Source organism: Rhizobium sp. P38BS-XIX (assembly GCF_012641435.1).
In the GTDB taxonomy this organism is placed as follows: Bacteria; Pseudomonadota; Alphaproteobacteria; order Rhizobiales; family Rhizobiaceae; genus Rhizobium.
Map to the genome: position 1 here is coordinate 134,090 of NZ_JABAIJ010000015.1, position 12,407 is coordinate 146,496.

The following is a 12,407-nucleotide window of genomic DNA, read 5'->3' on the forward strand; positions in this document are numbered from 1 at the left end:
GATGCGCTTTAGGCGCGCGGCGCGACGTTTTATCGTCTGGATTTTGCGGGCGGTGTTCCCCATATCGGATGGATGCGCCGCTCACGTTGTGTGAGATCGACCAATATTGCGGTTTTCGAGGAGAATGGATCCAATGGACATGATTCCGGAAGCCTTCTCCCCGCCGGCGCCGATCCCGCGAACCGTGCCGCCGTCGCGGTTGACGATCATCCGCACGATCCTGCGAAATCCGCTCGAACTCTGGGGCGCCCCCTCCTACACGCTGCCCTGGATCAAGACGAAATTCTTCAACGAGCGGACGCTGATCGTCAACGATCCCGGCCTGATCAAGCATGTGCTGGTCGACAATTCAGCCAATTACCGCATGGCCGATATCCGCCAGCTCGTGCTCCGGCCAATTCTGCGCGATGGCCTGCTGACGGCGGAAGGCCCCGTCTGGAAGCGTTCGCGCAAGGCTGTGGCACCGGTGTTCACGCCACGCCACGCCCAGGGTTTCGCCGGGCAAATGCTGAGCCAGAGCCTGGAGTATCTGCAGAAGTACGAGGAGATCGGGAGTGAAGGCGCGGTATTCGATATCGCCGCCGACATGACCGAGCTGACGTTCGTCATTCTCGCAGAGACCTTGTTCTCCGGAGAGATCGTCACCGAAAGTGCGCACTTCTCCGATGACGTCAACGAGCTGCTGCACAGGATGGGTCGCGTCGATCCCATGGATCTGCTGCGCGCGCCTGCCTGGGTGCCTCGCCTCACCCGCATCGGCGGCCAGCGCATGCTCGACAAGTTTCGCGGTATCGTCCGCAACACGATGGACCAGCGTCTGGAAAAGATGCGCAGAGATCGCGCAAGCGCGCCGGACGATTTTCTGACGCTACTGCTCGAAAAGGCCGGCCCCGACGGGCTGACCATGGAGGAAATCGAGGACAACATCCTCACCTTCATTGGGGCAGGCCATGAGACAACGGCTCGTGCACTGGCCTGGACGCTCTATTGCGTTGCCAATAGTCCGCATATTCGCAACGCGATGGAAGAGGAAATCGACCGCGTCCTCGCAACCGATGCCGAGCCTGTCGCCTGGCTCGATCTGATGCCGCATGTCCGCGCCGCCTTCGAGGAAGCGATGCGCCTTTATCCGCCGGCTCCCTCGATCAACCGCGCCGCTATTGCCGATGACGAATGGACCAGTGCCACAGGTGAGCGCGTGACGATGGAAAAGGGCATCACTGTCCTGATCATGCCATGGACGCTCCATCGCCATGAGCTTTACTGGGATAAGCCGCGCGCCTTCATGCCGGAGCGTTTCCTTCCGGAGAACCGCTCAAAGATCAATCGCTTCCAGTATCTGCCCTTCGGCGCCGGCCCGCGCGTTTGCATCGGAGCGACTTTCGCGCTTCAGGAAGCGGTCATCGCCCTTGCCGTGATGATGCGCCGGTTCCGCTTCGATCTCACCGAAGAGACCGACCCTTGGCCGGTGCAGAAGCTGACAACGCAGCCACGCGGCGGTTTGCCGATGCGGGTGACGAGACGATAGAACTGTTTTTGCCGTTTGCCAGCTAGCGGCCCGGCCGGGAAGGGTGCAATAACGACATCGCAGTGCATTCAAGGGCTGGATATTGTCGTGACGTCTCATTTCCTGCTCGGCATCGATACGGGTGGAACCTACACCGATGCCGTTCTCTTTCATGAAACCGATGGCGTGATCGCCAAGGCGAAATCGCTGACCACACGGCACGATCTGGCCGTCGGCATTGCCGGCGCCGTCGATGCCGTGATCGCCAAGGCCAGCATTCCCGTATCGGCGATCGGGCTGGTGTCCCTGTCGACAACGCTCGCCACCAATGCCTTGGTCGAAGGGCAGGGCGGCCGCGCCGGCTTGATCATGATCGGCTTCGGTCCCGAAGATCTCAAGCGCGATGGTCTCGCCGAGGCGCTGGGATCGGATCCCGTGCTGTTCCTCCCCGGCGGCCACAACGTTCACGGCAATGAAAGCCCGCTCGATATGGCAGCATTGCAGGACGCCCTGCCGGACCTGTCGAAGTCGGTCTCATCTTTCGCTGTTGCTGGCTATTTCGCCGTGCGGAATCCGGCTCATGAAATCAGGGTGCGCGATTGCATCCGCGAGCTATCGCATCTGCCGGTCACCTGCAGCCATGAGCTTTCGTCCAAGCTGGGCGGACCGCGCCGCGCCTTGACGACGCTGCTGAACGCCCGGCTCGTCTCGATGATCGATCGTCTCGTCGGCGCCTGCGAAGGGTTTTTGGCGACGCGCGGCATTTCCGCGCCGATGATGGTCGTCCGTGGCGATGGTGCCCTCATTTCCGCTGCCGAAGCCAAGCTGCGGCCGATCGAGACCATCCTGTCCGGTCCAGCGGCAAGCCTGGTTGGCGCCCGCTATCTCACCGGCCTCGACAATGCTGTCGTGTCCGATATCGGCGGCACGACGACAGACGTCGCCGTCATGGAGGATGGGCGGCCGCGGCTCGATGCCGATGGTGCCGTGGTCGGCGGCTATCGCACCATGGTCGAAGCCGTTGCCATGCGCACTTACGGACTCGGCGGCGATTCCGAAGTGAAGATTAACGATCGCGGTCTCGTCGCGGCTTTCGAGCTTGGCCCGCGCCGGCTGCTGCCATTGAGCCTTGCCGCCCATATGCATGGCGAGGCGGTATTGGAGGTTCTGGAACAGCAGCTGCGAGCGCCGCATCTTGCCCGCAATGCCGGTCGCTTTGCACTCCGCACCGGCGTGCCGGATCATCTGGCAAGCGGTCTCACGGGACCGGAGCAGGCACTGTTCGATCGGATTGGCGCAGTCCCCGTAGCGCTCGACAAGCTGTTCACCATGACATCGCAGAAGGCGACGCTGGATCGGCTTGTCGCGCGAGGCCTAGTCCATCTGAGTGGCCTGACGCCCTCGGATGCCATGCATGTGCTCGGCCGGCAGAGCCAGTGGAATTCCGAAGGCGCCCGCCTCGGATTGGCGCTGGCGATGCGGCTGAAGGATGGATCCGGCCGCGCCATCGCAGTGTCGGTCGAAGAGCTCGCCCAAAAGATCGTCGATCGTCTCACCCGACAGTCCTCGGAAGTCATTCTTGCCGCCTGTCTTGCCGAGGATGGCGTTACGGATCTCGATCCCGCCAAATCGATCTCCATCGATCGGGCGCTTCGTCGCGTGCCGGGTATCGCCCGTTTCGCGATCTCGCTCGATCGCCCGCTGGTCGGGCTCGGTGCGTCCGCGCCGGTTTACTATCCCGCGATCGCGGAAATGCTCGCGACCGAGAGCGCCATCCCGGATGATTCGGACGTTGCCAACGCCGTTGGCGCGGTGGTCGGACAGGTGCGAACCAGCGCCATCGTCTTCGTGACCATGCCGGAGGATGGCATCTATGTGCTGAACGGTGCCGGTGAAACGTTGCGCTTTGTCGATGAAGACAAGAGTTTCGCCGATGCCCGGGCACGCGCCATCGAAGCGGCAATGGCCCAGGCGCGACTCAACGGCGCGGTGGACCTCGTCGTGGCGGTCGACGAGCAGGTGGATGCGCCGGAAGTCGAGGGCAATCGCAAGCTGATCGAGGCGCGTTTCATCGCCACGGCCAGCGGCCGCCCGCGCATTGCGGCAAATTGATTCTTTCCATCAGTGCATAAATCTTTCGAACTATTTCCAAATTGACGAGAGCGTAACCATCGGCAAAGTGGCAGCATGTGAAAGATGAGCCGTGAAACGGACTTGAGGAGTAGTTGGCATGAGCCGCATTGAGAAAAACGGGCTGCAGATCGAATCGGTGCTGTATGATTTCCTGGTCAAGGATGCGCTTCCAGGATCGGGTGTCGATGCCGACAGCTTCTTTGCCGGCTTCTCCAAGATCGTTCACGACCTCGCACCCAGGAACCGCGAGTTGCTCGCCAAGCGTGACCGCATGCAGCAAGCGCTCGACGACTGGTATCGCAAGAATGGCGCGCCTGTCGATCTCGCCGCCTACGAGGCTTTCCTTCGCGAGATCGGCTATATCGTGCCGGAAGGCCCAGCCTTCACGATCTCGACCACCAATGTTGATCCGGAAATATCCGAGATCGCCGGCCCGCAGCTTGTCGTTCCGGTCATGAACGCGCGCTATGCCTTGAATGCCGCCAATGCCCGGTGGGGATCGCTCTACGATGCGCTCTACGGCACCGATGCCATTGCCGAGACCGATGGCGCCGAAAAAGGCAGGGGCTATAACCCCAAGCGTGGCGAGAAGGTCATTGCCTGGGTCCGTGATTTCCTTGATTCGGCCGTGCCGCTTGATGGCGCAAGCTGGAAGGACGTCACCAATCTCGCCGTAAAGAACGGCGCCCTGACGATCACCACGAAGGATGGCGCCGCAAAACTGACAGAGGCTGATCATTTCGCCTGTTATCTCGGCGATGCCACCAGCCCCTCGCATGTCCTGTTGAAGCAGAACGGCATCCATATTGAAATCGTCATCGACGCCGGCACAGAGATCGGCAAGGCCGATCCCGCTGGCATTTCCGATGTTCGCCTGGAATCGGCGATCACGACGATCATGGACTGCGAGGATTCGATCGCCGCCGTCGATGCCGAGGACAAGACGGAGGTCTACCGCAACTGGCTCGGCCTGATGAAGGGCGATCTGACCGAGGAAGTCGCCAAGGGCGGCAAGACCTTCACGCGCCGGCTGAACCCCGATGTCACCTACACCGCGCCGGATGGCAGCACCTTCGATCTGCATTGCCGTTCGCTCATGCTCGTGCGCAATGTCGGTCACCTGATGACCAATCCGGCCATTCTCGACCGGGATGGCAACGAGGTGCCGGAAGGCATCATGGACGCCGTCATCACCGGCCTGATCGCGCTCTACGATATCGGTCCGAACGGGCGTCGCCAAAATTCACGCGCGGGTTCGATGTATGTCGTCAAGCCGAAGATGCACGGACCGGAAGAAGTCGCCTTCGCGGTCGATATCTTCACGCGCGTCGAAGACCTGCTTGGGATGGCGCGCAACACCATGAAGATGGGCATCATGGATGAGGAGCGCCGCACGACGGTCAACCTCAAGGAGGCGATCCGCGCCGCACGTGAGCGCGTAGTCTTCATCAACACCGGCTTCCTCGATCGCACCGGCGATGAAATCCACACCTCCATGGAAGCCGGCCCGATGATCCGCAAGGGTGACATGAAGCAGGCGGCCTGGATTGCGGCCTATGAGAACTGGAACGTCGATATCGGCCTCGAATGCGGCCTCTCCGGCCATGCGCAGATCGGCAAGGGCATGTGGGCCATGCCGGATCTGATGGCGGCCATGCTCGAGCAGAAGATCGCCCATCCGAAGGCCGGCGCCAACACGGCCTGGGTGCCGTCGCCGACCGCCGCGACGCTGCATGCTACCCACTATCATCGCGTCAACGTTGCCGATGTGCAGAAGAGCCTGAAAAGCCGTGGCCGCGCCAAGCTTTCCGATATCCTCTCCGTACCGGTCGCCTCACGGCCAAACTGGACGCCGGAGGAAATCCAGCGCGAGATCGACAATAATAGCCAGGGCATTCTCGGCTACGTCGTTCGCTGGGTCGATCAGGGCGTGGGCTGCTCCAAGGTGCCTGACATCAACAATGTCGGCCTCATGGAAGACCGGGCCACGCTGCGCATCTCTGCCCAGCACATGGCGAACTGGCTGCACCACAAGGTCATCAGCGAAGCGCAGATTCTGGAGACGATGAAGCGCATGGCCGCCGTGGTCGACCAGCAGAACGCTGGCGATGCCAACTACATCGCCATGGCTGGCAATTTTGATAGTTCGTTTGCGTTTCAGGCTGCTCTCGATCTCGTGCTCAAGGGACGCGAGCAGCCGAATGGTTACACCGAACCGGTCCTGCATCGCCGCCGTATTGAGCTGAAGGCAAAACAGGCGGGGTGAGCTTCACCCGCTCTCGTGGTTCGAGCCGCGCGCGCCTTCAAGGAGCTACGCATCTCACCCTCAGGTGCGGGAGCCCTGAGGGGCTGGAGTTTCCAAGGACGGGGATAGCCCCGGGCTATGACCAGCAACAAAAAGGCCGCCGGATCGTTATCCGGCGGCCTTTTTCAATCCGAATATCCAGCGATTACTGGATAACGATAACCTTGGTGCTGCGGCCCGGAAGAACGCGGCTGTAGAGATCGATCACGTCCTGATTGATCAGGCGGATGCAGCCGGAGGAGGCAGCCGTGCCGATGGACGCCCATTCCGGCGTGCCGTGCAGGCGGAACAGCGTGTCCTGGCCCTTCTCGTTATAGAGATACATGGCGCGTGCGCCGAGCGGGTTGGAGAGGCCCGGGTTCATGCCGCCATCGACATACTTGGCGATTTCCGGACGGCGGACAGCCATTTCCTTCGGTGGGTGCCAGTTCGGCCATTCCTGCTTCCAGGCGACGTAAGCCGTGCCGGACCAGGAGAAGCCCTGCTTGCCGACGCCGATGCCGTAACGCATCGCTTCGCCGTTGCCGAGGATGTAATAGAGATGACGCTCGCGCGTATTGACGATGATCGTGCCTTCAGCCTCATCCGTCTTGTACTCGACGATCTGGCGGCGGAACTGCGGCTTCACCTTCTGGATCGGGATCGCCGGAAGTTGAAAACCGTTGTCGCTGGTCACACCATAATCGCCATCAAAGGTCTTGATGGTGTCGGTGGCCGAATTTGCGGTTGCGGCCGGCGCTGCTGCGGCGGTGGTGGCATAGCCAGCCGATGCGAGCATTGCGACAAGGCCGAGTGCAGTCATAGCATTACGGATGCGCATGGAAGTCTCTTGAATTTTCGTGGCGGGGAACGGGATGGTTATCAACCATCGTTGTCTACAGTTTATTTTCCATTAAACTAAACTTTGCAAGCTGCTGCGGCGCTACAAAATAGCTCCGCCGCGCAAATTAAGGGGACATGGCTTTTTTGCAACAATGCTTGCCCTGTCCTTGAGGCAATTCATGACGATTTTGAACGTTTACAATAACAATCCGTTAATAGATGGCCGCCAGTCGGAGCGGGCCATGCTTGTACGCAAGGGCGTGCAACTATTACTGCACGATATGCGCCATTCCGTACTACCGGAGCTACCGCTCGCCAGCGGCCGCAGGGCCGATCTCATGACGTTGTCGGAAAAGGGCGAGATTTGGATCATCGAGATCAAGACCTCGATCGAGGATTTTCGCGTCGATCGCAAATGGCCCGAATACCGGCAGCATTGCGACCGGCTGTTCTTTGCGACGCATAAGGACGTGCCGCTGGATATCTTCCCGGAGGAATGCGGTCTATTCCTGTCGGATGGTTACGGCGCTCACATGATCCGCGAGGCGCCGGAGCATCGTCTGCCGCCGGCCACCCGCAAATCCGTGACTTTGAGTTTTTCTCGCGCTGCCGCCCAACGCCTGATGATGGCCGAATGGGCGACGGGAAAATCTTTCGCGCCGGAATGATCTACTTCGGCGCGCGCTTGGCGAGAATGCGCTGCAGCGTCCGGCGATGCATGTTGAGGCGGCGAGCCGTCTCGGACACGTTGCGCTCGCACATTTCGTAGACGCGCTGAATATGCTCCCAGCGGACGCGATCCGCCGACATGGGGTTTTCGGGAACTTCCGCCTTTTCGCCGGGGCGCTGGGTCAGCGCAGCAAACACGTCGTCAGCATCCGCTGGCTTTGCCAGATAGTCGAGCGCGCCGAGCTTCACGGCGGTGACAGCCGTCGCGATGTTGCCGTATCCGGTCAGGACGACGATATGCGTGTCGTCGCGCTTCTGTCTGATGGCTTCGATGACATCGAGGCCGTTGCCGTCGCCAAGCCGCAGGTCAACCACGGCATATTGCGGCGGATTGGCCTTGGTCTTGGCAACACCTTCCGCCACCGATTCCGCCGTCTCGACCATGAAGCCGCGGGTTTCCATTGCGCGGGCCAGCCGGCGCAGAAAGGGGCCGTCGTCATCGACGATCAGCAATGTCGCATCCGCGCCGATATGGGCTGCGGCGTCCTTGTCCCCGGCATGCGGGGCAGCGATCTCTTTATCCGTCATTCTATCTTCTATCCCGGCGACCTTCCGCCTGCATATTCTACCGATTTTGACGAAGGTTGTTGTAAGCCGTGAAAATCATTTTGTCGAATTACTGTCGATCAACACGCGCGGCCATTCGACGCGGACGCGGGCACCCGGCGTTTCCGGATCTCGGTTGCTGAAGGAAAGCGTGCCGCCGGAACGTTCCAGCAGGGTCTTCGCGATAAAAAGGCCAAGGCCGAGGCCGCCGGCCGTATCGTCGCGTTGGCGCGATGTGACATAGGGTTCGCCGATCCGCGCCAGTATTTCCGGCGAATAGCCGTTGCCGTCATCCTCTATGGCGATGATCAATTTTTCGACCGTATATTCCACGGTGACGGTCACGGTCTTGCGGGCATAGTCGACGGCGTTCTCGATGAGATTGCCAAGCCCATACATGATGCCGGCATTGCGGTTGAGAACCGGCTCGCCGGCTCGCGGGCTCTTTTCGATCAGCTCAAGCGCGATTCCAAACTCGCGGTGCGGCGCGATGATCTCCTCCATCATCGAAGAGAGCGTCAGCCGGCGCATATGTGCTTCGTCTTCCGAAGAGAGGGTCGTCAGCCGGCGAAGGATATCGCGGCACCGTTCGCTCTGGCTGCGCAGCAGCGCCACGTCCTCGCGGAAGCGATCGTCCTCGCGCAACTCGCGCTCCATCTCCTTGGCGACGACGCTGATGGTGGCGAGCGGCGTGCCCAGCTCGTGTGCCGCCGCCGCGGCAAGTCCATCCAGCTGCGACAGGTGTTTCTCACGCTGCAGCACCAACTCGGTCGCCGACAGCGCATCGGCGAGCTGCGAGGCCTCCATGGAGACGCGATAGGCATAGAAGGCGGCAAAGGCCATGGTCGAGGCGATCGAGCACCAGACGCCAAGCTGCATGACGCTGTGCACGCTGACCGAGATCCCCTCGTACCAGGGCAGAGGGAAAGGGGAAAAGGCAAGGCCGGTAATGCAGATCATCGCCAAACCGATCAGCGGCATGCTGTAACGGATCGGCTGCGAGGCGAAGGAGATGATCACAGGCACGCAAACCAGCACCGAGAAAGGATTGGTCAGGCCGCCGGTGATCAACAGCAATCCGCACAGCTGCAGCAGATCGAGGCCGAGCAGCGCAAAGGCCGCCGGCGGCTCAAGCCGGTGAGTCGGCGGGAAACGCAAGGTCAGGAAGAAATTGATCCAGGCGAGGCATGCAATCAACACACAGCACGGCATGAGCGGCATGGGGAATTTCAGCCAGAAGGCAACGATCATCACCGTTGCCGTTTGCCCGGCGACCGCAAGCCAGCGCAGACGCACCAGTGTCTGCAGGCGAAGCCGCCGGCGGCTGTGATGGTCGTCCTGCGCCTTGATCTCGGCTTCCGATAGCTTTTCCAGCCCTCTGAAGAAGCGTGCCATCGTCAGGTCCCCCTTGGTTTGGCGCGTGTCGTCGGCAATGCATCGGCCGGATCCTCCGGCCAGGGATGTCTTGGATAGCGCCCGCGCATGTCGGCGCGCACATCCTTCCAGGATCCCGCCCAGAAGCCGGGTAGATCGCGCGTCGTCTGGATCGGCCGATGCGCGGGAGAGGTCAGTTCCAGCAGCAACGGCAACCTGCCGCCGCCGATGGTCGGATGCTGCTTCAATCCGAACAATTCTTGCACGCGAATGGTCAGGAGCGGCTCCTCGCCATCATACTGTATCGGGTGGCGCTGACCGGTCGGTGCCTCGAAATGCGTCGGCGCCATGCGGGAGACGTCGCGCTGAAGTTCATGCGGCACCAGCGACATCAGCCCATTGGACAAACCGCCGGTCGAGATATCGGAAAGGCCGCGCGCGTCGGTCTGAAACGGGGTGAACCATTCGTCGAGCCGCGCAAGCAGCGCCTGGTCGCTCATATCGGGCCAGGGATCGCCGATGGTCCTATATAGGAAGCCAATCCTGTCGCGCAGCTGCGCCGCCTCTTTCGAAAAAGGCAGGATGTCGATGCCAAGCTCGCGAATGCCTTCGGCCAGCGCCTTGGCGGCCTGCTCGCCGGAAGGGCGCGGCAGGGGCGTTTCCTCAAAGACGATCGCGCCGAGCCGCGTCGCGCGCCGTGCGCGTACCTGCCGGCTCGCTTTGTCGAAGAAGCTCTGTTCCTCGGTGCGAATCTCTCCCGGCAAGTGTTCTTCGACATCCGCACGGGAAATCTCAGCCGCCGCCAGAATGCGAGCCTGCGCCGCCCTGCCGGTCAGATCGGCGATGATGAGCATTTGCGAGCCAGCCAGCCGTTCGGTCTCCTGCAACTCCGCACCGCGTCCATTGGCCATGACAAAGCGTCCTCGCCCGCCGCGCTGAAGCGCGATTCGATCGGGAAAGGCATGCAGCAACAATGAGCCGGCCAGAGGTGACGGTGTGGATAGGACATCCTTGCCGCCGCCTGCCGCCGATGCAAGCCTCGCAGCCAATCGGCGGGCCGCGTCCGCGCGTTCACCCTTTTCGGTCTTGAAGCGCCGCAACCGCTCTTCCAGGTCGATGCTCTGGCCGCCGAGGCCTTGTTCGGTCAGCAACACGGCCAGCAGCGCTGCTTCACGCGCCTCGCCGAACTCCGCAGCCGAAATCACCATGGCCGTCAGCCGCGGCGGCAAGGCAAGCTCCCGCATCAGCCGACCGCGTGCGGTCAGTCCGTTGTCCGTGTCGAGCGCTCCCAGTTGCCGCAGCAAGGTCCGCGCCTCGGCAAGCGTCGTTGCCGGCGGCTGGTCGATGAAGGCAAGCGTTGCCGGATCCTGCACGCCCCAATGGGCCAGATCGAGCGCGAGACCCGAGAGGTCACTGGAGAGAATCTGCGGCGGCGTGAAGGCCGGGAGCGCCGCCGTCTGGCCGGGATGCCAAAGCCGCAAGGCAATGCCGGGCTCGGTTCGCCCGGCGCGGCCGGCGCGCTGATCGGCCGAGGCGCGGGATACACGCACCGTCTCCAGCCTGGTAATGCCGGTCGAAGCTTCAAAGACGGGAAGGCGCTGCAAGCCGCTGTCTATGACAATGCGAACGCCGTCGATAGTGATGGATGTTTCAGCGATCGAGGTCGCAAGGACGATCTTGCGCGTACCCTGCGGAGCCGGTCTGATCGCCGCGTCCTGTTCCTTCTGGCTGAGATTGCCGTAAAGCGGCGCGATCATCGTATGCGAGCCGAAGCGGCCATCGAGCCGCTCCACGGTGCGGGTGATTTCCGCCTGACCTGGCAGAAAGGCGAGGATCGAACCCTGTTCCTCCGCATGTGTCTCAAGAATCGCGCGGGTCACGACATCCTCGATCCGTTCGCCCGCCGGCCGGTCCTGATGGCGAATATCGATCGGAAAGCTTCGGCCCATGCTCTCGATGATGGGTGGGTTTTCCAGCAATGCTGCGACGCGTGCCACGTCGAGTGTCGCCGACATGACCAGAATGCGCAGATCGTCCCGCAGCGCCGATTGCACGTCGAGCGCCAGTGCCAGTCCGAAATCGGCATCCAGTGAGCGTTCGTGGAATTCGTCGAAGATGACGGCGGAAATGCCTGACAGCTCCGGGTCGTCCAGGATCATTCGCGCAAACACGCCTTCCGTCACCACTTCGACACGGGTTTTCGCGGAGATGCGGTTGTCGAGGCGCATGCGGTAGCCGACCGTCTCGCCCACCTGTTCGCTCAGCAGCGAAGCCATGCGTGCCGCCGCAGCCCTTGCTGCCAGCCGCCGCGGTTCCAGAAGGATGATCCGGCCATCACCGCGCCACTGCTGGCCGAGGAGATAAAGCGGCACGAGCGTCGTCTTGCCGGCGCCGGGCGGCGCGGACAGCACGGCACGCCTGTGGCCGGCGAGCGCAGTGCTGATATCGGCAAGGACATGTGAGACCGGAAGTTCCGGCAATGGAGGCACCATATATGTCACGCCTGTCGGCTCCATACCGCTGTATATGAGGTGCTGCCGTATCCGCATCGCGCTGCCATTCGCGCTGGCGCTTTATGAAGAAGCAACATGCTCCGCTTCCTTTGTTTGTTTGATGTCTATTAGGTCCTGGGCGTTTTGCTGGCAATGCGACGTCGGGCGCAGGGCCGTTGAGGGTGTTCGGGCCGGCTTTTTGGGGCGAGCTGGGCGATTCCGGCAAAAGACGTAAAATGAATCCGGAAAACGCATAGGATTCGGTATAAACCGCCCCATTTCCTGTCATCTCTTAAAATTATTGTTTATATTCAGTTGGTTAGAAAAATGTCAGAATTTTTACAGTGATAGTGTTGACTATGTCGGGTTGGGGGGTCTATAAGCCCGATCACTGACGAGGGCGGCGGCGCTGCTGGCGACGAAGTCTCTCGCTCTGGTGTTTCCTAGATTGGCTGCGATGCTGATTTGTGGTTCTGGGCTTAGGTGCCTGGGATTGTGG

8 protein-coding genes are annotated in these 12,407 nt (G+C 61.5%); 4 read left to right on the forward strand and 4 right to left on the reverse strand.

All coding sequences use genetic code 11. From position 1 onward, the window contains the following. The first annotated feature begins 133 nt into the window (after positions 1-133). The 3 genes from HGP17_RS30815 to HGP17_RS30825 all read left to right on the forward strand — a co-directional run bounded on the left by HGP17_RS30815 (position 134) and on the right by HGP17_RS30825 (position 5,906). Positions 134-1,528, forward strand: coding sequence for a cytochrome P450 (locus HGP17_RS30815; protein ID WP_168815304.1), 1,395 nt, complete (start codon positions 134-136; stop codon positions 1,526-1,528). Positions 1,529-1,615: 87 nt separating this feature from the next. Continuing rightward, complete coding sequence (locus HGP17_RS30820; protein ID WP_168815306.1) at positions 1,616-3,619, forward strand: hydantoinase/oxoprolinase family protein; 2,004 nt, start codon at positions 1,616-1,618, stop codon at positions 3,617-3,619. A gap of 118 nt (positions 3,620-3,737) precedes the next feature. Beyond that, positions 3,738-5,906, forward strand: a complete 2,169-nt coding sequence (locus HGP17_RS30825; protein WP_168815308.1) for a malate synthase G — start codon at positions 3,738-3,740, stop codon at positions 5,904-5,906. 184 nt (positions 5,907-6,090) lie between these two features. Here HGP17_RS30825 and HGP17_RS30830 read toward each other — a convergent pair whose 3' ends face one another. Then, positions 6,091-6,765: a L,D-transpeptidase gene (locus HGP17_RS30830; RefSeq protein WP_168815310.1), complete on the reverse strand. Its 675-nt coding sequence runs from the start codon at positions 6,763-6,765 to the stop codon at positions 6,091-6,093. A gap of 181 nt (positions 6,766-6,946) precedes the next feature. Between HGP17_RS30830 and HGP17_RS30835 the strand changes: the two genes are divergently transcribed. Then, positions 6,947-7,435 carry an MmcB family DNA repair protein gene (locus HGP17_RS30835; RefSeq protein WP_168815312.1) on the forward strand — a complete coding sequence of 163 codons (489 nt, stop codon included), beginning with the start codon at positions 6,947-6,949 and terminating at the stop codon, positions 7,433-7,435. A gap of 1 nt (position 7,436) precedes the next feature. Here the strand turns inward: HGP17_RS30835 and HGP17_RS30840 are convergent, their stop codons facing one another. The 3 genes from HGP17_RS30840 to hrpB form a co-directional block, all read right to left on the reverse strand. Continuing rightward, positions 7,437-8,024, reverse strand: a complete 588-nt coding sequence (locus tag HGP17_RS30840; protein WP_168815315.1) for an ActR/PrrA/RegA family redox response regulator transcription factor — start codon at positions 8,022-8,024, stop codon at positions 7,437-7,439. A gap of 75 nt (positions 8,025-8,099) precedes the next feature. Beyond that, positions 8,100-9,437: an ActS/PrrB/RegB family redox-sensitive histidine kinase gene (locus HGP17_RS30845; RefSeq protein WP_168815324.1), complete on the reverse strand. Its 1,338-nt coding sequence runs from the start codon at positions 9,435-9,437 to the stop codon at positions 8,100-8,102. Positions 9,438-9,439: 2 nt separating this feature from the next. After that, positions 9,440-11,908, reverse strand: coding sequence for an ATP-dependent helicase HrpB (gene hrpB / locus HGP17_RS30850; protein WP_168815326.1), 2,469 nt, complete (start codon positions 11,906-11,908; stop codon positions 9,440-9,442). Positions 11,909-12,407: the final 499 nt, after the last annotated feature.